Raw genomic sequence first — 19,999 nt, 5'->3', positions numbered from 1 at the left:
CGAAATTACCAGACAGCCTTGCCGGCGCTATCTTTGAGCTGGGTTTTCCAGGCATCCTCCACCAGCTTGATGACGGCGGGCGGCATGGCGACGTAATCCAGCTCAGTGGCCATGGCGCCGCCGTTCTTGTAGGCCCAGTCAAAGAATTTCAACACTTCCTTGCCCTTGGCGGCATCGGCCTGCACCTTGTGCATGATGATGAAGGAAGCGCCGGTAATCGGCCAGCTTTGCTTGCCGGCCTGGTCGGTCAGCACCACGGCAAAGCCCGGCGTCTTGTCCCATTGCGCGCCGGCGGCAGCCGCCTTGAAGGTAGCATCGTCCGGCTGCACCCATTGGCCATCACGGTTTTTCAGCTGGGTATGGGTCATCTTGTTTTTCTTGGCATACACGTATTCCACGTAGCCAATCGAATTCTTGATGCGCTGCACGTTGGCGGCGACGCCTTCGTTGCCCTTGCCGCCCACGCCCGTGGGCCATTTGACGGCGGTGCCGGCACCAATCGTCGCCTTGAAGTCTGCGTTGACCTTGGAAAGGTAATCGGTGAACAGGAAGGTGGTGCCGGAACCGTCGGCGCGATGCACCACGGTGATGTCTTCGGCCGGCAGCTTCACGCCAGGATTGTCGGCAGCGATTTCCGGCGCATTCCATTTGGTGATCTTGCCCAGGTAAATGCCGGCAAATGCCGCATTGGACAGCTTCAGCTGGCCGGGGGCGATGCCGTCGACATTAATCACTGGCACCACGCCGCCCATGATGGCAGGGAATTGCATCAGGCCTTCTTTTTCCAGCTCTTCCTGCTTGAGCGGCATGTCGGAGGCGCCGAATTCCACGGTCTTGGCCTTGATTTGCTTGATGCCGCCGCCGGAACCGATCGACTGGTAATTCAGGCCGGTGCCGGTGGCTGCCTTATAGGCCTCGGCCCATTTGGAATAGATCGGATAGGGGAAGGTCGCGCCGGCGCCAGTAATATTTGCGGCTTGGGCTGCACCCATCAGGCTGGCAGCAGCAACTGCCGCCAATGCCAGGGATTTGCAATAAAAAGCGAGTCGCATGGGAACTCCTCGAAAAGATGGTTTTTGACAGGACGCACTCTAAATGGCAATTATGACGAGTTGATGACATTCCCGTTCAAGCTGACGCAAAAAATGACAAAGGTCGCCCAGCCGTCATTTTATTGTCATATTTGGCGCGGGATAGCGTGGGATGGCGCGCAGTCGCGCCGCCAGCAAGGGCCATTCGACCCACTGGACAATATGGCAGTCAGCGCCGGATTGAAATTAAGATTCTTTTAACACCCGCTTTCAGGTGAGTGCCTGCGCAGCCAGGTGCAACAGCAGTCCGACCATGCCGCCGACCAGGGTGCCGTTGATGCGGATATATTGCAAATCCTTGCCGACGTGCAGTTCGATTTTGCGCGCAATTGTTTCTCCATCCCACTTGCGGATCACCCGTTCGACCAGTTGCGCAATTTCCCCGCGCCGATGCACGATGGTTTCAGTCGCGAAACCCCGCAGCCACTGGTTCAGTTTGGCGCTCACTGCCCGATCCTGTTCCAGTGCGCGCGCCAGGGCAACAAGTGCCTGCTCCAGCCGGCCAACAGCCTTTGAATCTTCCGCCCGCACATCCCGCAGCAGCCGCGCCTTGATGTCCCGCCACACTTGCGTGACATAGCCGCGAAATTCTTCTTGCGCCATTGTGTTGTGGATCATGCGCGCAAGCCGGGCTTCGTATTCGGGAGAAGTTTTCAGGTTATCAATAAAATTTTCTGCGGCAAATTCAAAGCGGCCGCGCCATTCGCTATCTTCTTCCCGCATTTCATCGAGGATATTGTTCAATTCTTCCAGCAATCGCTCGAAAAACTTTTCATCGATCGACTTGGGCAGCCAGCGTGGCGACTTGTCATGGATCTTCTGGCGAATATAGGGGCGGTTGCGCTCCAGCGCATCGGCGGCCAGCTCGATCACATGATCGAACACCCGTTGATGTTGTCCGCCCGCCTTCAGGAGCGCCAAGAGCTCCCCCAGCAGCGGTGCGAAACGCACATCCTGCAGGGCGGCAGCAGCGCGTTGCTGCAGAAAATGTCCGACGTCCTTATCCTCCACCATGCGCAACAAGGCGGGAACGGTGCCCGCCAGCTGCTGCGCAAGCCGCCGGCCGTTGCCGGGCGATTCCAGCCAGGATGCCAGCGCGGCGGCGAAATCGACCTCGCGCAATTCTTCGCTGATGACCTCGCGCGTCATGAAATTGTGTTCGAGGAAATTGGCAATGCTGACGCCGATGCGGTCCTTGTTCCTGCGGATGATTGCCGTATGCGGAATGGGCAAGCCCAACGGATGCTTGAACAGGGCTGTCACGGCAAACCAGTCTGCCAGTGCGCCGACCATGGCGGCTTCGGCAAAGGCCCGCACCAGGGCCAGCCAGGGATACGCCAGCTCGAAGCGCCTGGTGACGACAAACACGATTGCCATTAACAGCAACAAGCCTGTGGCAATACGGCGGAACTTCGCCAACTGCGCGAGTTGTTCCTGCTCAAGGAGGGAAATGGGATCCATATTCATGATGGGTAGCGCCTCCCACAGCATAAACTGGCAGCGGCACAAGCACCCGCCTCTCCAGCCGGTTTCGGCGCTGGATCAATGCGGCCAGCCGCGCAGTCGCCGGATTACCTGCCGGTCGCCAGCAGACGTTCGAAGTCGGCGGCGGCAATCGGTTCACTGAAATAATTCCCCTGCATTTCACCGCAGCCCGCCTCTTGCAGAAAGCGCATCTGTTGCGCATCCTCGACGCCCTCCGCCGTGACTGTCAGGGCCAGCGCCTTGGCCATGGCAATGATGGTCTGGGTCAGGGCCACCGAATCGCGGTTGGCGGGAATGCCGTTGATGAAGGAGCGATCGATTTTCAAGTTGGAAATCGGAAAGCGCTGCAGGTAGGACAGCGAGGAATATCCTGTGCCGAAATCATCCAGGGAAAACCCCACGCCCAGTCCGGTCAGGGCATCGAACAGGGGCATGAGTGTGTCGGACTCTCCCATCAGAAGGTTTTCGGTGATTTCCAGTTCCAGCGCAGATGCCGGCAAGCCGCTGGATTGCAAGGCGAGGCTGACCGCCTCGACCAGGCTATTATCCTGGAACTGACGCGGCGACAGGTTGACCGCGATACGCAAGTGCGGCGCCAGGCGCGCGCGCCAGTCGGCAGCCTGGCGGCAAGCCTGTTCCAGCACCCAGCTGCCGATCGGCACGATCAGGCCGGTTTCTTCCGCTACCGGAATGAAATCGACCGGCGACACCAGGCCATTTTCCGGGTGCCGCCAGCGCAACAGCGCCTCGGCACCGACGATGCGGCCGCTTTGCAGGTCGGTTTTTGCCTGGTAATACAACACGAATTGGTCGTTGGCCAAGGCGTGCCGCAGGTTCTTTTCAAGGTGGTAGCGGCGCTGGCTACGGGCATTCATTTCCTGCGTATAAAAACGGTAATTGTTGCGTCCGTCTTCCTTGGCCGCATACATCGCCGAATCGGCGCAGCGCAGCAGGGTATTGCCGTCCTCGCCATCGTCCGGGTGCACGCTGATGCCGATCGACACGCCAAGATAATACTCGTAGCCGCGCAGGCGAAATGGTTCCGAAATGGTGCCCAGCATGCGTTCGGCCAGACCGGTCAGGTAACTGGCGTCGTCGAAGGATTCGGCCAGCACCACGAATTCATCGCCGCCCAACCGGGCCAGGGTATCGGTTTCGCGGATACAGGCGGATAGCCGGGTGGCCACGGTTTGCAATAACTGATCGCCGGCTTCGTGGCCAATGGTATCGTTGACGTGCTTGAAGCGATCCAGGTCGAGAAACAGCAGCGCGATCCGGTGCGTTTGACGCTGCGCCAGCGACAGCGCATGGGCCAGCCGCTCGACCAGGAAGGCGCGGTTGGGCAAACCGGTCAGCGAATCGTGCGATGCCAGGAATTGCAAGCGCTGCTGCGCTTCCTTGACCGCGCTCACGTCAGTAAACGACACCAGCACCGAACTGACTTCCTGCACGCCCGCCTGGCGGATCGGCAGGACGTTTTGCGACACCCAGACGGTGGCGCCATCGGCGGTTTCCAGGCCCATTGTCAGGTTGAGGATGGCTTCGCCGGTGCGCAGCGCCACCAGGCTGGGTAATTGTTCTGGCAGGATTTCGCTGCCGTCTTCGGTAAACATACGGCGCAAATTCATGCCCTTCGATCCCACCGCACTGCCGGGCGGCACACGCAGGATCCGTTCAGCGCTCGGATTGCACGCCACGATGGTGCCGTCGCGGGCTTGCACCATGATGCCTTCGGCCAGACAATTGACCACCGACCGGTAACGCTCCTCGCTTTCATGCAGGCTGCGTTCGACGCGATCCTTTTGCACGGCCACCCCGACCAGGTGGGTAATATTGCTGACGAAGTTCAAGTCATCCTTGCTCGGCAACTGCGTCTCGGTAAAGTAGACGTCGAGCGCGCCCAGCACGGTGCCGGAAGCCGCGCGCACCGGCACCGACCAGCAGGCGCGCAAGCCCTGCGCCAGCGCCGTCTCGCGCAATGTCTCCCACAATGGATCGCTGGCAATGTCGCCGGAAATCACCGGCTGGTTCAGGTAAATCGCCGTGCCGCAGCAAGCCGCCTGCGGCCCGATTGCCATGCCCTGCATGGCACTCACATAGGCCTCCGGCAGCGACGGTGCGGCCACGACCTGGATGTGTTCACCATCAGCATCAAGCAAGGATATCGAACAGCAAATCTGGCCGACGATCCACTCGATACCGAGGCAGACTTCACGCAGGATATCCTTGATCGGCTCGTCGAGCGCGATCATTTCCAGGATGATTTTTTCGTGATGTAAAGAATCCTTGGCGCGGGTGGCTTCCTGCGCTGCCAGGCGGTGCCGCTCCTCACTGAAATGCAGCGCTTCTTCGGCGGCCTTGCGCGCGGTGATATCGCGCGCCAGCACCTGGATCGCCGGTTTAGCGGCATACATGAAAGGCGCCGAACGCACCTCGACATCGATGACATGACCATCGCGCCGTACGTATTTCTGCTCCACCGAGGGTGCCGCCTGGCCCGACTTGAGCATGTATGCGATGCGCGCCTCGGCCTTGGCCAGATAAGCGGGATGAAGCAGTTTGGCCACCGGCAAGCCGATCAAGTCCTCGGGCGCATCCGCACATAACAGCCGAAAACCGGCCACATTGCTGTAGACCAGTTGATTATTCTGCAACACATACAAGGCGTCGGGCGACAATTGCACCAGCATTTCATAGCGATCGTCGCCCGGAAACTCATCTGCCGCAGGGAGTTGTTGCTGGATCGAAACCATGTCTGATTCTAGCGCTTGTTGATTAACAATTGTCAATTTTCCGTATAAATCCACATAAAATTTGCAGATGAAATTATCTTGCTTGATACTGCACAATAAATAATTGCCACACTTGCTTAAATTTCTAGAATTTCATCAATGACTTCCCCTAAAACCATTCTTGTCACGGGTGCCTCCGGGTACATCGGCTCACACACCTGCGTTGAATTGATTGAAGCCGGCTATACGGTCATCGGACTGGATAACCTTGCCAACAGCTCGCGCGCATCGCTGGCACGCATCGAACAGCTCACCGGCGCGCCCCTGCCCTTCCATTGCGCCGATGTGCGCGACCGCCAGGCGCTGGATACGATTCTGGCAACGCAAGCGGTCGATGCGGTGATCCATTTCGCCGGCTTGAAGGCCGTCGGCGAATCGGTGGAAAAGCCGCTGGCCTATTTCGACAACAACGTCAACGGCAGCATGGTATTGCTGCAAGCGCTGCAACAAGCCGGCGTGCGGCGTTTCGTCTTCAGTTCCTCGGCCACTGTGTATGGCGACCCGGACAGCGTGCCGATCGCCGAAACCGCCCGCCTCTCGGTCACCAATCCTTATGGCCGCTCCAAGCTGATGGTCGAGCAAATTCTCGGCGACCTGGCGCACAGCGACCCGTCCTGGGCCATCGGCGTGCTGCGTTACTTTAACCCGGTTGGCGCCCATCCGAGCGGCCTGATCGGCGAAGATCCGTCAGGCATTCCCAACAACCTGATGCCCTTCGTCGCCCAGGTGGCGGTCGGCCGCCGCCCGCGTCTGTCGGTGTTCGGCAACGATTATCCGACCCCGGATGGCACCGGCGTGCGCGACTATATTCATGTGGTGGATCTGGCGCGCGGCCATGTCGCCGCGCTGGACCGCCTGTTTGCCGCCGGCCAGGGCTTTACCGTCAACCTCGGCACCGGCCAGGGCTATAGCGTGCTGGAAATCGTGCGCGCCTTCGAAATCGCCAGCGGGCGCGCGGTCCCGTATGAGATCGTGGCGCGCCGTCCAGGCGATATTGCAGTGTGTTTTGCCAATCCGGTGAGCGCGCGTGAAGTGCTGGGCTGGCAGGCGCAGAAAGGCCTGGAACAGATGTGCGCCGATCACTGGCGCTGGCAAAGCATGAATCCCCAGGGCTTCAACAAAGTCCCTTGATCGCCTGGGTGGGCGGGCAATACCCTTCCCCGTCCGGTTTCGACTTGACGCCGTAGGGATGCAGGGAGGGTCCCTCTTGCGTTGCACAGGCAGTTAAAAAGCTGCTGGCCAAAACCAGCAGCGCCATGATTCTTTTCATAAATCAATCCAGTACGAGGGCCGGCCCAGTTAAGCCGGCGCCAGGAAATTTCCGTACGCTGCCAAACAAACAAGGCTGTGGGGCGGTACGGGTTACGGGCTGGCGCGCCGGGCAAAACCGTCGGCGCGCCGCGTCATTTCTGCGGAACCATATTCTGATCCAGCAGCGCCCGTTCTGCCAACGGTTTTTTTGAAACAATCCCATGAACTGCATGCAGTTTATGCAATATTAGCCTTGATTGTCCTGCACACCGCCGCTGGCATACGGCGCATGCAAATGCACCGGCTTGGCGGAACGCTTGCGCATGCGGATATTCAGCATTTCCACCACCACCGAAAACGCCATCGCGCTATAAACATAACCCTTGGGCACATGAGTGTCGAAGCCTTCGGCGATCAGCACCACCGCCACCACGACCAGGAAGGACAAGGCCAGCATCTTGATGGTCGGGTGGGCCGAGACAAAACGGCCGATCGGGCCGGCAAACAACATCATCAGGCCTACCGAAGCCACCACTGCGGCAATCATCACCGCAACCTGGTCGACCATGCCCACTGCGGTAATGATCGAATCCAGCGAAAACACCAGGTCAACCACCATGATTTGCGCGATCACCGCGGCCATGGTCGCTTTGACGGCGCTCGAAGCGTGGCCTTCCTCGCCTTCCATCGACTGGTGGATTTCACCGACGCTCTTCCACAACAGGAACAGGCCGCCGGCGATCAGGACCAGGTCACGCCCGGAAATCTCGTTGCCGAGTACGGTAAATAACGGCGCGGTCATGCCGATGATCCACGACAGGACCAGCAGCAGGCCGATACGCATGAACATGGCGGCAAACAAGCCGATCTTGCGCGCGAACTCGCGCTTTTCCGGCGGCAGCTTGTCCACCAGGATGGCGATAAAAATGATGTTGTCGATGCCGAGAACCAGTTCCAGGGCGGTCAGCGTGGCAAATGCGATCCAGATTTGCGGGTCGGCGAGAAGTTCGAGCATGATGGGAGTAAATAGTTTTTTTGGAAAGGCGCTATCCTAAGCCACTTGCAATTCACAAATAAGCGAAGATAATAGAATCTTTCCTTCTGAAAAATAGAAGACAAGCGATGAAATTGACTGGCTTGAACTATCGTCATCTGTATTTTTTCTGGGTTGTTGCCAAGGAAGGCAGCATCACCCAAGCCGCTGAACGCCTGGGGCTGGCGATCCAGACCATCAGTACCCAGCTTGGCTTGCTGGAGCAATCCATCGGCAAATCGCTGTTCGCCCCGCAAGGCCGGCGCCTGGTCTTGACCGAAGCTGGCCGTATCGCGCTGCGCTACGCCGATCAGATCTTCCTGCTGGGCGAGCAGATGCAGGACGCCCTGGCCGATTCGGATGTCGGCCGCACCATGCGCCTGACGGTCGGCCTGTCCGATTCGCTGCCGAAGCTGATCGCCTCGCGCGTCTTGCAGGCGGCCTTGCAATTGCCGGAAAAAATCAAGCTGGTCTGTTACGAAGACCGCTTTGAAACCTTGCTGGGCGACCTTTCGGTGCACAAGCTCGACGTGGTCCTGGCGGATCGCCCGGTGCAATCCGGCACCACGTTGCGCGTGTTCAGCCATTTACTGGGGGAAAGCGACATCATGTTGTTCGGCCTGCCGGCACTGGCGAAAAAATATCGACCGGGTTTTCCCGCCAGCCTGAATGGCGCACCGCTCTTGCTGCCTACCCGCAACAACGCCATCCGCGGGCGCATCGACCACTGGTTCGAAACCCAGAACCTGCGTCCGGACATCGTCGGTGAATTCGACGACAATGCCCTGCTCAACACCTTCGGCCGCAATGGCATGGGCCTGTTTCCGGCGCCATCGGCGCTGATCGCGGATGTGGAAGCGCAATTCGGCGCCCTGCCGGTAGGGGAATTGCAGAATGTGCACGAACAATTCTATGCCATTTCGAACGAACGCAAGATCAAGCACCCCGCGGTCGATGCGATCCTCTCGGCAATCCACGGCTAGGCCAACAATGCGCAGTGCGCTGCAAAAATGCAAATAGTTTTCATGACAGGCTAATTCCAGTAGTATTGCCTGTATAAATTGGCGCAAGCAAAAGCGCGCCAGAACGATTGCATAAAAACAAAACTGGAGACAAGCATGCCTGCCACCTATTTTTGCGGCAAAGCGCCGCAGCGCGTCTATCCGTCCTGAGTGCCCTGAGTGTCCTGAATTAACCCGCTGGCAAGCTTCGCAGCACCGGTGCGACACTGGATGCGTTCTTGGCCTGCCGGCATTATCGGAGAGCACCACCCGTGAAAATTTCCATCCCGGTCTTGTTTGGCTGTAGCGGCATCAGCTTTGCCTTCGGTTTTTTCCTGGCCTGGCAAACCCTGCCAGGCAGCACCGCCTCTGCGCCCGCAACCCAGGCGGCCTCGGCGCCGGCGAGCGGCGCCGGCGCCAACCAGCTTGCCGATCTGTGGAACGGCCGTGGCGCGCCGGATGCGACAACCCAGCTTCCCGCCTTGACGCCTGCGCGTAACGCTACGGCAGGCGACGAAGAACAGAAATTGCGCGAGCGCGCCGAAGCCGATCCGGTCTTCTTGCGCAGCCTGATCCAGCGTTATGAAACCGAGCCCAAAGCGGAAATGCGGGAAATCATCAAGTCGGTGCTGGCCACCGTGCAAAAGCCGGAAGCCCTGGCGTTTTTTGCCCGCCTGGCCAACAGCGGCGATGCGGCGCAGCGCAAGGAAGGGTACGCGATGCTGCAGCAAATGGCGCCCGATTCACCCGAGATGCGCACGCTCCTGAGGCAGGCGCTGGCCAGCGAACAATCGCCGGAACTGCTGGCGCAGGCGGTGGCCGCGCTGCGACCGGGGGCGGTCGACCCGGCCGAGTTCGAGGCAGTCCTGGCGCAACTGGGGACACTGGCGCAACATGCCGACCCGGCCGTACGCAGCCAGAGCGTGCTGCAACTGGCGCAATGGGACAAGACCGGCGCCAGCCAGGGCCGCTTGGCGCAGGCGCTGGGCGACCCCGCGGCCGAGGTGCGCCAGGCCGCCATCTTCGCCGTGGCCCAGTCCGGCGCCCGCAGCGATGCCTTGAAATCCGCCCTGATGGGCATCATCAGCAACGGCGCCGAAAGCAAGGCGCTCAAGGGTAGCGCCCTGCAGGTGCTGGAGCGCTTTCCGTTAAGCAAGGACGAGTACGCCCGCTACACGCAGGCGCGCGCGCAGGCTGGCCTATGAAACAAGCCACGATGTTGAGCGGCGATCTCGACAAGCGCATCCTCGCCGTCATTCTGGAAAGTGCGGATGTGAGGAATGAAGCCGACCTCACGCGCCTGGTGAACGGCCCGCTGCGCGAAGTGCTGCCGCATGAAATGCTGGTGTGCGGGATCGGCGGCGTCAGCCCGCAAGGCAATTTCGTACGCAAGTTCCTGCAGTTCAACTGCCCTTTCGAATGCTACGAGTATTACGCCGAAATGCTCAATTCGGATGGCCGCGTCAACAGTCCGCTGATGCAGAAATGGCGCGAGGCCCAGGAGCCGGTATTTTTCCAGAGCGGACGCGACGACGAGCAATTTCCCGCCGACTGGGTGGAATTGTTCAACAAGTACAAGATGCGTAACATTATCGGCCATGGCGTGATCGATCTGACCGGCTCACAATCGAGCTATTTCATTTTTTCGCGGCTCGATGGCGAGGTTGGGCCGGAACACGCCTTCCTGCTGAAAATCATCACCCCCCACCTGCACCTGGCGCTGGCGCGCGCCATCGTCGACGTGCAGGAATTCCAGGCCTTCGTCGGCAAGACCGGCAAGCCCTTGAGCGAGCGGCAAAGCGAAATCCTGTACTGGATGCATGAAGGCAAGACCAACTGGGAAATCGCCAAGATCCTCAACCTGACCGAGCTCAACGTCAAATACCACATCGACCAGATTTTTTCGAAGCTGGACGTGCGCAGCCGCGTCAACGCGGTGGCCAAGGCGCATGAACTGGGGCTGCTGAAGGCGCCACGCGGCTGAAGGCACGTACCCGAACCAGCGCGCCGGGCATCTGACCGATTTTGCATCAGCGTCAAAAATGCCTTGCAAAACAAGGAGATAACTCGTCAAACAAGGACTTATCCACAGAATTGTCCACGTTTAATGTGGGTAAACCGGGTGCACCTCAGCTTGGCCGCGGATGGGACGCATGCCAGGCCGCATTTTTTCCTGCGATGTATTCGACTGTATTATTGATCCGAGACAAACAAAACGGGTTACGTAAAACACGTAACCCGTTGGATTCCCCGTAGAAACACTCAAGCTATCCTATTATCATTTCCATAATGGGCATTTGGATTCTGCTTTTGTGGTGAACGATTGCTCACCAGGTACCTTGGCGACCACTTTGTAGTAATCCCACGGGTATTTCGACTCTGATGGCTTCTTCACTTGCATCAGATACATTTCATGAACCATGCGTCCATCGGGACGTATGTATCCATCCTTGGCGAACATGTCATTTATTCTGGTCTCTTTCATGCGTGCCATCACTTTATCCGCATCATCCGTGTTGATTGCTTTTACCGCATTTAAGTAATTCATGACGGCCGAATAATCGGCGGCCTGTGTCGATGACGGCATTTTTTTGGTCTTTTCGAAATAACGTTTGGCCCAGGCTCGGCTTTCTTCATTCATATCCCAGTACCATGGATCGGCGATATACATGTCCTGGGTAAGATTGAGTCCCAGCGCATGTACGTCCGTGATGAACATGAGTAATCCCGCCAGTTTCATGCCCTTGGTAATACCGAATTCATTGGCCGCTTTCACAGCATTGACGGTATCCCCGCCAGAATTGGCCAAGCCCAGGATCTTGGCTTTGGAGTTTTGCGCCTGCAGCAGGAAGGACGAGAAGTCCGAAGCGTTCAGCGGGTGCTTGACCTGGCCCTTGGAGATGCCGCCGTTTGCCTTGACCACTTCGGAGGTATCTTTTTCCAGCGAAGCGCCAAAGGCATAGTCGGCAGTCAGGAAATACCATGAATCCCCGCCTTGCTTGACGATCGCGGAACCGGCCACTTTCGCAAGCGCTACCGTATCGTAGGAATAGTGAATGGAATACGGTGTGCAGTCCTCGTTCGTGAACCGCGAGGCGCCAGCCGATATGACGATGATGGGTTTCTTCTTTTCCGCCGCCACCTTTGTCATGGCCAGAACTGCGCCGGAATTGGTACCGCCGATGAGCAAATCCACACCGTTCTGATCAATCCATTCGCGGGCCTTGCTCGCCGCGATATCCGCCTTGTTATGATGGTCGGCGAAGATGAATTCAATTTTCTTGCCATTGACCGTTCCGCCGAAGTCGGCAATGGCCATTTTGATTGCCTCTACTCCTCCTTGTCCATCCATATCTGAATAAAACCCGGAAATGTCGGTGATGAAACCGATCCTGACTACATCTCCAGATATTTGTGCCGACGCCGAATTGGCCAAGCCCAGCGTCATGAGGGTTGAAATTGCCAGCGCCGTTTTTTTCATGTGTGTTCGCATTGTCGTCTCCATTGATGGCTTGGTATGTCTTGGTAGGTAACAGCTGCTTCAGGGCCCCGGTGGATGCATATAGCCGTGCATCCCGTAAATGCGCGACGGCCCCCGGGTCCGGGCCCGCCGCGAAATTTCTTGAATTACTAGCGCTGGACGTCCACAACGACTCGCCCGCGCACTGCACCGGACAGAATCTGCTGCGCCACCGGCAGCGCTTCAGCGAGCGTCACGGTTTTCGAGATCGATTCGATTGCGCCACGGCGCAATTCCTTCGCCAGTCGTGCCCATGCCTGGCGCCGCACTTCGAGCGGCGCCATCACACTGTCGATACCGACCAGGCGCACTGCGCGCAAAATGAACGGGGCCACCGTCATTGGCAGGTCCATGCCCTGCGCCAGACCGCAAGCGGTGACAACGCCGCCGTAACGCGTGCTCGCGCAGGCATTCGCCAGTGTGTGCGAACCGACTGTATCGATCACGCCGGCCCAGCGTTCCTTTTGCAATGGTTTTCCGGCGGACGACAAGGATGCGCGATCGACGATGTCGGCAGCGCCAAGGCTTTGCAGGAACGCTGCTTCGTCCTTTTTACCGGTGGACGCGACCACCTGGTAACCGAGCGATGCCAGCAGGGAGACCGCGAACGAACCGACGCCGCCGGTCGCGCCGGTCACCAGGATTTCGCCATGCCCGGGTGTCACACCCTGGGCTTGCAGGCCCATCACGGACAGCATGGCGGTATAGCCGGCAGTGCCGATTGCCATGGCATCGTGGGACGACAAGCCTTCGGGCAGCGGCACCAGCCAGTCGCCCGAGACCCGGGCGCGTTGCGCAAGTCCGCCCCAGTGGGCTTCACCGACGCCCCAACCGTTCAGAATGACCTTGTCACCGGTCTTCCAGCTGGCGTGTTCACTGGCCGTCACGGTGCCGCAAAAATCGATGCCTGGCACCATGGGAAACTTCCTCACTACAGGCGAACGGCCCGTGATGGCGAGCCCATCCTTGTAATTAATGGTTGAATAATCGATAGCGACTGTCACTGCGCCGCGCTCGAATTGCGGCAGATCGCTGTCGTGCATTTCCCGGATCTCGGCACTGGTAGTGTTCTCGGGAGTTTTGTTCAGGTAGATGGCGCGAAACATGTTATTTCCTTTCTTGGTATCAGTTGACCGGTCAACTATTGAATAAAAAACGACTGAATAAAAACCGCACTGGCATGTTTTACCGCTTATGTTTTATTTTTCGCTGCAGGCTGCAGCATTTGCTCGAAAAACAGCCGGCTTACATTTTCCAGCGGCGCGGTCGAACGTTCCAGCTTTGCGCAAAGGACCGCACCTTCCCAGGCGCTCCAGAAAAAACGGGCCAGCTCTGCAGAATCGACCTGCGTCGTGATTTCCTTGATGGCCTTGGCTTCATCGAGGCAAATCCGGAAGCGATTACGCCAGTCGCTGAGCACTTCCAGCAGGACAACGCGAAACTCTTCCTCGATACTTGCCATTTCCTGGCCAAGATTGCCGATCAGGCATCCGCGCTTGAACTCGAAGCGCTGCACCCCAGACGCCGCATCGCGGGTAAAGGCCTTGAGGCGCTCGAGTGGCGTCAGGCTGTCGTCTTCCAGCGTGCGTTCAAGTTTCCTGGCAAAGTATTGGGCATAGTTCCTGATGACCTCGATTGCATATTCGTCCTTGCTGGGGAAATAGTAATAAAACGATCCCTTTGGCACTTCAGCTGCCTGCACGATTTCGTCAAGGCCGGTGCTGCTGAATCCTTTTTGCGTAAAAATCGCCGTACCGATTTCAATCAGCAATGCACGCTTGTCGACCCGGCCACGCGGCGACTGTGTTTTGGCTGGAGGTTTGGTGGCCATATCCGTCATTTTTTCGAAGTAGTTATCCGCGAAGGCGGCGCATCCGAGCGAGGCACGCCGTTTCGTACCGTAATTGTAGCGGCAGCGGATTGCCGCAGGAGCCGGCGCATCGCCAGCAACCCCAATATCGGCCCCGGCAGCAATATCCAGGCGACCTTGCTGCCGATCGTCGGATACGCTGTCGTCGCAATCAATATCGAGAAAGTGGTCAGCAAAAAGCCGATACTGTTCTGGATCGCCAGCGCGCTGCCGATCAGTTGGGGCGGACATGCTTTCACCGACATAGCGGAAAACTGCGGCGAATCGGCCACCACGGCAATGCCCCAGATTAGCAGCAGAAAAAGCTTCCAGTCCCCGGAAAGCGCATCCACCAATGGATAGACCAGGCAAACAAGGCCGGACGTGGCCAGCGCCCACCAGGCGACCCTGGCACTGCCGATACGCTGGCTGATGATGCCGCCGCCGATACAGCCGATGGCGCCGACACCGATAACGACAAATGCCCACCCTGACAGCGCATGAGAAGACGATGTGCCGGATGCCGCAACCACCGTCACCAGGAGCAAGGGCACCAGCGTCCAGAAGGCATACAGTTCCCACATATGGCCGAAATAACCGAAGGCTGAAGCACGAAATTCAGGAACGCGAAAGGCATTGAGGACATTCATCCTCGGGTGCGCCGCATGCGCGGTGCCGGCGCGCAGATGCGGACCGTCGCCGAGCCAGGCGACGAGCGCGGCCCCCAGCAAGGCCAATGCCGAAGAGATCAGGATTACGAACTGCCAGGAAAGCGTGGCGCCCAGCATGCGGATGCCGTGCGGCAGCGCGGTGCCGAGCGTCAGCATACCAACCAACAGCCCGAGGCTGCGACCGGCGCTTTCCGGATTCCAGCTGACGATCAACTTCATACCCAGTGGATATATTCCTGCCAGCGCGAGCCCCACCATGAAACGAAACCACAAGGCGCTTTCCAGCCCGCTGCTGACCAAGGCAAACAACGCGTTGAAGAGCGCACCCAGCACACTGCACACCACAAAGATCCTGCTTGCCGCAAAACGGTCAGCCAAACCGCTGAAAGCGAATAGCAGCGTGCCGGCAATGAAGCCGATCTGCACGGCATTGGTCAGCCAGCCAATGTCGGTTGACGACAAGCCCCACAAGCGGTTCAGGTCGTCTGCGGCGCTATTGGCACTGAACCACAAGGAGGTGCCGAACAACTGCGCCAGGACAATGATGGCGATCGGTCTTTTCATCAGGATTGCGCTTGTGCGAAGCGGGCATCACGCCAGGCGATTGCCGCGCGCATTCCCTGCGCGCGTGCCACTTCCATGAATGCCTGCTTGTCCGGTGAACCGTGCGATTCGATCGTATGGTCAACATCCAGCGCCATTTTCAGCGCGGTTTGCATCCCCTGGATTTCATAGGTCTGGTTCAGCGCCTTCTTGGTCTCGGCAACCAGCACCGGATCCATCAGCGCAATGCCGCGGGCGATCCTGAATGCGGCGTCGACGTGGGTGCCCTGCGGTACGATGCGGCTGACCAGACCCATGCGCAACGCATCCTCGGCGCTGATTCTGTCGTTGCCGGTGAAGATGATGTCCTTCGCATGTTTCGGCCCTGTCATCCAGGGCAATAACATGGTCACGATACCGGCGCCGAACTTCAACTCAGGCTCGCCGAACAGGGCATCTTCGGCAGCAATGGTGATATCGCAGGAAAGCGCCAGTTCGAATGCGCCGGCCAGACACGCGCCATGGACGGCGGCAATGGTCGGCTTGGGACTGTTCCAGAAGCGCATCGTGGTATCGAAATCCAGATCGAGTATTTCACGCCATATCTTGGCGCCTTCCGGGCGCGCATCCATTTGCGCCTTGAGATCGAAACCTGAAGAAAATGCCCGCCCGGCGCCACTGACGACGATCACGCGCACCGACTCATCGGCTTCGGCGCTGTCCATTGCCTGGTTAATCTCAAGCAGCGTTTGCTTCGCCAAAGCATTCAGGCGCTCCGGACGGTTGAGAATGATATGTGCAATATTGTCTTTGCGCTCGAACAGGATGGCAGAGAATTCGCTCATGGCATGCGTTCCAATTAGATGGTGATGATGGGAGTGACCTGCCCGGATTCGATCATGAACTTGAGTTGTCCGCGATCTGCCTTGCCGGTGCGGCCTAACGGCAATTCTTCTCTGACATAATAAACATCAGGCTGTTTGAACTTTTCAAGCTTGTCTTTCAGGAATTGTTCCATTCCTTTGATCTCGAAAGCAGCACCATTGCGCGGCACCACCAGGACATGGATACGCTCCCCCAATACGGCATCGGGAAGACCGATTGCCATGGCTGCTGCGACAGCAGGATGGGAGCAGAGCAATTGCTCGATTTCCACCGGCGTCACCTTGTTGCCGCCGCGGCTGATCAACTCCTTCTTGCGGCCCATGATTTCCACCACCGAGCCCGCCACCCTCCTGGCCAGATCGCCGGTTTTAAACCATGGCCCCGAGAAAGCAGCAGCGCTCAACTCCGGCTCGTCGAGATAGCCATTCATCAGGTACGGACTCGAGATCTGCAACTCGCCAACGTCATCGCCATCGACTTCAGTGTCATCGCCATCAACGATGCGAAATGCGACCTGCGGCGATGGACGCCCGATACAGCCGGGATATCTGGCGTAATCTTCGGGAAAGGAAAAGAAGTCGCATGTAGAGGTTTCGGTCAAGCCGTAGATATCGATCAGTTGCGTGCCGCAAAAGCGCTGTCGAATGGCAGAAGCGAGCGAATGACCGAGCGACTCTCCACCGATCAAGACCTGGCGCAAGCTGTCCTGGTGGACAAGCTGGTCCATTAGCGGCGCAAGCTGCGGCTGGGAAAACAGCACCCGCATCATCGTCGGCACCATGCCGACACGTTTAATCCGGCGATCGATGAGCGTTTGCAGGAAAAGCGCAGGCTCGTATTTTTCCAGCATGACCAGCTTGCCGCCGCGCAGCAATGTCAACAAACTGATCCAGATACCGAAACTGAAGGTGATGTTCAGTACCAGCAAGGTGGAATCGCCGGCCTGGAATTTGAGCAGGCGATCGATCTGTTCGATCTTGCCATGAAACGCGTTATGTGAAACCACCACCCCTTTAGGCGAACCGGTTGATCCGGAAGTGAAAATAACGAATGCGGCATCCCGCATCTGCTCGCGGAAAGGTGGCGGCGCCGAATCGATCTCGGACAACTCCGATGCTGCCCCGGACGCCGTTGCGCGCATATCCACCAGGTAGCGAGCCTGTGTCTTTGCCTGGATTTTAGCTGCGGCTGCGGCCGGCGTAGTCCTGTGCAGCGGAACTACCACGCCGCCGGCTTGCCACACTCCCAGAAAAGCAGCCACATCCAGGGATGCGTTCGACACAGCGACATGCACCGGCTCGTTTGCAGCAAGCCCTCCAGCCTTCAGTAAATCAGCAATTCTTCGCGCCCGCTTGGCAAGTCCCGAGTAGGTCAACGGATCGAGGCCGCCGCAGATTGCCTCTTGATTAGCGAATTTATCGCACGCTTCAGTCAGAGCGACACCTAGTTTACCTGGCACTATTGTCTCCGGAAAAGGTTGTCAATCACTACCGATGGCGATATCAAGCAACTGCTGAGGTCGATCCGCCATGCATTGTTCCGCCTTGCTTAGAAACCAATATAGGTCATTATAGACGACCAGTCAACTATAAATCGCGCATCCATTCAATCGCATTGCGATTGCCGGACTTGACGATTCAGAGCTCTGGCGGAATGCCGCACATCATCACCTCACTGTCGAGCATGAAGCCACCATTTTCAGGTGCGCGAGAACGGCGCCGGCGGCATGCGTGACGCATTTTTTATCAGCCGAAAAGAAACCTGCAAAAACAAGGACTTGGACCAAACACCCCGGACTTATCCACAGTATTGTCCACGGTTAATGTGGGTAAACCGGGAGGCAGGCACCTGACATGCTCAAGCACTCAGGCACTCAGGCACTCCGGCGCTCAGGTATGCAAGGCCCTGGCGTGATGGGCGATGTGCTCGCCGATGAAGCTGGCGATGAAGTAATAGCTGTGGTCGTAGCCGCGCTGCAGGCGCAGGGTCAACGGATAGACTGCCGCGTCGGCGGCGGCCTGCAACAGCTGCGGCTTGAGCTGGTCGTCGAGAAATTCATCGGCATCGCCCTGGTCGATCAGCAGCGGCAGGCGTTCCTGCGCTGCGCCGATGAGTTCGCTGGCATCATAAGCCTGCCATGCCGCGCGGTCCTCACCCAGGTACGCGGTGAAAGCCTTCTCGCCCCACGGCACCCGCGACGGCGCGACGATGGGCGCAAACGCCGACACGCTGCGATAGCGGCCGGGGTTTTTCAGCGCAATCACCAGCGCGCCATGACCGCCCATCGAATGGCCGCTGATGGCGCGCGCCGCCGTGACAGGAAAATGCGCCTCGACCAGCGCCGGCAATTCCTCCACCACATAATCGTACATGCGGTAATGCCGGTCCCACGGCGCCTGCGTGGCATTGAGGTAAAAGCCCGCGCCCTTGCCGAGGTCATAGGCGTCGGCATCGGCCACCGCATCGCCGCGCGGACTGGTGTCCGGCACCACCAGGATCACGCCGTGCTCGGCGGCATAACGCTGCGCGCCGGCCTTGGTGATGAAATTCTGCTCGCTGCAGGTCAGGCCGGAGAGCCAGTACAGCACCGGCAATTTTTGCTGCGCTGCCTGCGGCGGCAGGTAGACGGCAAAATTCATCGTGCAATTCAGCACGGATGAATCATGCCGGTACACATCCTGCCAGCCGCCGCAACAGGCGCGATGTTCGAGTCGTTCCATGATTGCCTGCGCCGACTCAGAAATGGATGACGGTACGGATCGACTTACCTTCATGCATCAGCTCGAAGGCTTCGTTGATACGCTCCAGCGGCATGGTGTGGGTGATGAACGGATCGAGATCGATCTCGCCGTGCATCGCCTGCTCGACCATGCCCGGCAGCTGGCTGCGCCCCTTGACCCCGCCGAAGGCCGAGCCGCGCCAGACGCGCCCGGTCACCAGCTGGAACGGCCGCGTGCGGATTTCCTGGCCGGCGCCGGCCACGCCGATGATCACGCTCTCGCCCCAGCCCTTGTGGCAGCACTCCAGCGCGGCGCGCATCACATCGACATTGCCGATGCACTCAAAGCTGAATTCGACGCCGCCATCGGTCATCTCGACAATCACTTCCTGGATCGGCCGGGCATGATCTTTCGGATTGACGCAGTCGGTGGCGCCCATCTTGCGCGCCAGTTCGAACTTGCCCGGATTGGTGTCGATGGCGATGATGCGCCCCGCCTTCGCCTGCACCGCGCCCTGGATCACTGCCAGGCCGATGCCGCCAAGACCGAACACTGCGACCGTGTCGCCGGCCTTCACCTTGGCGGTATTGTGCACCGCGCCGATGCCGGTGGTGACGCCGCAGCCGAGCAGGCAGACCTTCTCCAGCGGTGCGGCCGGATTGACCTTGGCCAGCGACACTTCGGCTACCACCGTGTATTCGCTGAAAGTACTGGTGCCCATGTAATGGTAGATCGGCTGGCCATTGTAGGAAAAGCGGGTGGTGCCATCCGGCATCAGGCCCTTGCCCTGGGTCGCGCGCACTGCCGAGCAAAGGTTGGTCTTGCCCGACTTGCAGAACTTGCACTCGCCGCATTCGGCGGTGTACAGCGGAATCACATGGTCGCCCGGCTGGACGCTGGTGACGCCCTCGCCCACCTCCACCACGACGCCGCCGCCTTCATGGCCCAGCACCGCCGGGAACACGCCTTCCGGATCGTCGCCGCTCAAGGTAAAGGCATCGGTGTGGCAGACGCCGGTGTGGGTGATCTTCACCAGCACTTCGCCCTTCTTTGGCGGGGCGACGTCGATCTCGACGATTTGCAGTGGCTTGCCTGCTTCAAAGGCGACAGCGGCACGTGATTTCATGAATGGACTCCTGCGATGAATGATGGATGACT

General features: G+C 58.8%; 18 protein-coding genes. 5 read left to right on the top strand and 13 right to left on the bottom strand.

Annotated features, from left to right (window positions below; all coding sequences use genetic code 11):
- Positions 1 to 5: 5 nt before the first annotated feature.
- Positions 6 to 1,052, bottom strand: coding sequence for a phosphate ABC transporter substrate-binding protein PstS (pstS, locus tag D3878_RS03145; protein WP_119784156.1), 1,047 nt, complete (start codon positions 1,050 to 1,052; stop codon positions 6 to 8).
- 24 nt (positions 1,053 to 1,076) lie between these two features.
- Between pstS and D3878_RS23375 the strand changes: the two genes are divergently transcribed.
- Positions 1,077 to 1,292 (top strand): hypothetical protein, encoded by a 216-nt coding sequence (locus tag D3878_RS23375; RefSeq protein ID WP_147383873.1) that lies wholly within the window; start codon positions 1,077 to 1,079, stop codon positions 1,290 to 1,292.
- A 9-nt stretch (positions 1,293 to 1,301) separates the two neighbouring features.
- Here D3878_RS23375 and D3878_RS03140 read toward each other — a convergent pair whose 3' ends face one another.
- Together D3878_RS03140 and D3878_RS03135 are read right to left on the bottom strand one after the other, a co-directional pair.
- Positions 1,302 to 2,558 (bottom strand): DUF445 domain-containing protein, encoded by a 1,257-nt coding sequence (locus tag D3878_RS03140; RefSeq protein WP_233556211.1) that lies wholly within the window; start codon positions 2,556 to 2,558, stop codon positions 1,302 to 1,304.
- A gap of 104 nt (positions 2,559 to 2,662) precedes the next feature.
- Positions 2,663 to 5,329 carry a sensor domain-containing protein gene (locus D3878_RS03135; protein WP_119784155.1) on the bottom strand — a complete coding sequence of 889 codons (2,667 nt, stop codon included), beginning with the start codon at positions 5,327 to 5,329 and terminating at the stop codon, positions 2,663 to 2,665.
- A gap of 138 nt (positions 5,330 to 5,467) precedes the next feature.
- Between D3878_RS03135 and galE the strand changes: the two genes are divergently transcribed.
- Positions 5,468 to 6,499: a UDP-glucose 4-epimerase GalE gene (galE, locus tag D3878_RS03130; RefSeq protein ID WP_119784154.1), complete on the top strand. Its 1,032-nt coding sequence runs from the start codon at positions 5,468 to 5,470 to the stop codon at positions 6,497 to 6,499.
- On the opposite strand, the gene D3878_RS23665 is transcribed toward galE, so the two are convergent.
- Both D3878_RS23665 and D3878_RS03125 read right to left on the bottom strand, forming a co-directional pair.
- Positions 6,483 to 6,638 (bottom strand): hypothetical protein, encoded by a 156-nt coding sequence (locus D3878_RS23665; protein ID WP_158592164.1) that lies wholly within the window; start codon positions 6,636 to 6,638, stop codon positions 6,483 to 6,485. The two genes, galE and D3878_RS23665, sit on opposite strands and share 17 nt — an antisense overlap.
- A gap of 228 nt (positions 6,639 to 6,866) precedes the next feature.
- Positions 6,867 to 7,634, bottom strand: coding sequence for a TerC family protein (locus D3878_RS03125; RefSeq protein WP_119784153.1), 768 nt, complete (start codon positions 7,632 to 7,634; stop codon positions 6,867 to 6,869).
- A 107-nt stretch (positions 7,635 to 7,741) separates the two neighbouring features.
- Here D3878_RS03125 and nhaR point away from each other — a divergent pair, with 107 nt between their 5' ends.
- The 3 genes from nhaR (at position 7,742) to D3878_RS03110 (ending at position 10,637) form a co-directional block, all read left to right on the top strand.
- Positions 7,742 to 8,635: a transcriptional activator NhaR gene (gene nhaR / locus D3878_RS03120; RefSeq protein WP_119784152.1), complete on the top strand. Its 894-nt coding sequence runs from the start codon at positions 7,742 to 7,744 to the stop codon at positions 8,633 to 8,635.
- A gap of 290 nt (positions 8,636 to 8,925) precedes the next feature.
- Complete coding sequence (locus D3878_RS03115; RefSeq protein WP_119784151.1) at positions 8,926 to 9,858, top strand: HEAT repeat domain-containing protein; 933 nt, start codon at positions 8,926 to 8,928, stop codon at positions 9,856 to 9,858.
- Positions 9,855 to 10,637, top strand: a complete 783-nt coding sequence (locus D3878_RS03110; RefSeq protein ID WP_119784150.1) for a helix-turn-helix transcriptional regulator — start codon at positions 9,855 to 9,857, stop codon at positions 10,635 to 10,637. The genes D3878_RS03115 and D3878_RS03110 overlap by 4 nt, the downstream gene beginning before the upstream one ends.
- A gap of 294 nt (positions 10,638 to 10,931) precedes the next feature.
- Here D3878_RS03110 and D3878_RS03105 read toward each other — a convergent pair whose 3' ends face one another.
- The 8 genes from D3878_RS03105 to D3878_RS03070 all read right to left on the bottom strand — a co-directional run bounded on the left by D3878_RS03105 (position 10,932) and on the right by D3878_RS03070 (position 19,967).
- Positions 10,932 to 12,134 (bottom strand): ABC transporter substrate-binding protein, encoded by a 1,203-nt coding sequence (locus D3878_RS03105; RefSeq protein ID WP_119784149.1) that lies wholly within the window; start codon positions 12,132 to 12,134, stop codon positions 10,932 to 10,934.
- A 149-nt stretch (positions 12,135 to 12,283) separates the two neighbouring features.
- Positions 12,284 to 13,279: an acrylyl-CoA reductase (NADPH) gene (acuI, locus tag D3878_RS03100; RefSeq protein ID WP_119784148.1), complete on the bottom strand. Its 996-nt coding sequence runs from the start codon at positions 13,277 to 13,279 to the stop codon at positions 12,284 to 12,286.
- 86 nt (positions 13,280 to 13,365) lie between these two features.
- Entirely contained in the window at positions 13,366 to 14,004 is a 639-nt protein-coding gene (acuR, locus tag D3878_RS03095; RefSeq protein ID WP_119787669.1) for an acrylate utilization transcriptional regulator AcuR, read from the bottom strand.
- Positions 14,005 to 14,009: 5 nt separating this feature from the next.
- The gene (locus tag D3878_RS03090) at positions 14,010 to 15,257 is read right to left on the bottom strand and encodes an MFS transporter (RefSeq protein WP_199688070.1); all 1,248 of its coding nucleotides are present in this window, start codon (positions 15,255 to 15,257) and stop codon (positions 14,010 to 14,012) included.
- The gene (locus D3878_RS03085; protein ID WP_119784146.1) at positions 15,257 to 16,081 is read right to left on the bottom strand and encodes an enoyl-CoA hydratase/isomerase family protein; all 825 of its coding nucleotides are present in this window, start codon (positions 16,079 to 16,081) and stop codon (positions 15,257 to 15,259) included. Before D3878_RS03085 ends, D3878_RS03090 begins: the two co-directional genes overlap by 1 nt.
- A gap of 14 nt (positions 16,082 to 16,095) precedes the next feature.
- Positions 16,096 to 17,580, bottom strand: coding sequence for a class I adenylate-forming enzyme family protein (locus tag D3878_RS03080; RefSeq protein WP_119784145.1), 1,485 nt, complete (start codon positions 17,578 to 17,580; stop codon positions 16,096 to 16,098).
- A gap of 430 nt (positions 17,581 to 18,010) precedes the next feature.
- Complete coding sequence (gene fghA, locus D3878_RS03075; protein ID WP_119784144.1) at positions 18,011 to 18,841, bottom strand: S-formylglutathione hydrolase; 831 nt, start codon at positions 18,839 to 18,841, stop codon at positions 18,011 to 18,013.
- A 16-nt stretch (positions 18,842 to 18,857) separates the two neighbouring features.
- Positions 18,858 to 19,967, bottom strand: coding sequence for an S-(hydroxymethyl)glutathione dehydrogenase/class III alcohol dehydrogenase (locus D3878_RS03070; RefSeq protein WP_119784143.1), 1,110 nt, complete (start codon positions 19,965 to 19,967; stop codon positions 18,858 to 18,860).
- Between the last annotated feature and the right edge of the window lie 32 nt (positions 19,968 to 19,999).

This window comes from Noviherbaspirillum sedimenti, from assembly GCF_003590835.1.
Taxonomy (GTDB): Bacteria; Pseudomonadota; Gammaproteobacteria; order Burkholderiales; family Burkholderiaceae_D; genus Paucimonas; species Paucimonas sedimenti.
The sequence above is the reverse complement of the archived record's forward strand: the minus strand, read 5'-3'. Positions and strand labels throughout refer to the sequence as shown.

What these genes read in the sequence shown, in the direction of transcription:
- pstS (WP_119784156.1), bottom strand. Translation starts at nt 1,052, where the DNA reads ATGCGACTCGCTTTTTATTGCAAATCCCTGGCATTGGCGGCAGTTGCT.
- D3878_RS03140 (WP_233556211.1), bottom strand. Translation starts at nt 2,558, where the DNA reads ATGAATATGGATCCCATTTCCCTCCTTGAGCAGGAACAACTCGCGCAG.
- D3878_RS03135 (WP_119784155.1), bottom strand. Translation starts at nt 5,329, where the DNA reads ATGGTTTCGATCCAGCAACAACTCCCTGCGGCAGATGAGTTTCCGGGC.
- galE (WP_119784154.1), top strand. Translation starts at nt 5,468, where the DNA reads ATGACTTCCCCTAAAACCATTCTTGTCACGGGTGCCTCCGGGTACATC.
- D3878_RS23665 (WP_158592164.1), bottom strand. Translation starts at nt 6,638, where the DNA reads ATGAAAAGAATCATGGCGCTGCTGGTTTTGGCCAGCAGCTTTTTAACT.
- D3878_RS03125 (WP_119784153.1), bottom strand. Translation starts at nt 7,634, where the DNA reads ATGCTCGAACTTCTCGCCGACCCGCAAATCTGGATCGCATTTGCCACG.
- nhaR (WP_119784152.1), top strand. Translation starts at nt 7,742, where the DNA reads ATGAAATTGACTGGCTTGAACTATCGTCATCTGTATTTTTTCTGGGTT.
- D3878_RS03110 (WP_119784150.1), top strand. Translation starts at nt 9,855, where the DNA reads ATGAAACAAGCCACGATGTTGAGCGGCGATCTCGACAAGCGCATCCTC.
- D3878_RS03105 (WP_119784149.1), bottom strand. Translation starts at nt 12,134, where the DNA reads ATGAAAAAAACGGCGCTGGCAATTTCAACCCTCATGACGCTGGGCTTG.
- acuI (WP_119784148.1), bottom strand. Translation starts at nt 13,279, where the DNA reads ATGTTTCGCGCCATCTACCTGAACAAAACTCCCGAGAACACTACCAGT.
- acuR (WP_119787669.1), bottom strand. Translation starts at nt 14,004, where the DNA reads ATGGCCACCAAACCTCCAGCCAAAACACAGTCGCCGCGTGGCCGGGTC.
- D3878_RS03090 (WP_199688070.1), bottom strand. Translation starts at nt 15,257, where the DNA reads ATGAAAAGACCGATCGCCATCATTGTCCTGGCGCAGTTGTTCGGCACC.
- D3878_RS03085 (WP_119784146.1), bottom strand. Translation starts at nt 16,081, where the DNA reads ATGAGCGAATTCTCTGCCATCCTGTTCGAGCGCAAAGACAATATTGCA.
- fghA (WP_119784144.1), bottom strand. Translation starts at nt 18,841, where the DNA reads ATGGAACGACTCGAACATCGCGCCTGTTGCGGCGGCTGGCAGGATGTG.
- D3878_RS03070 (WP_119784143.1), bottom strand. Translation starts at nt 19,967, where the DNA reads ATGAAATCACGTGCCGCTGTCGCCTTTGAAGCAGGCAAGCCACTGCAA.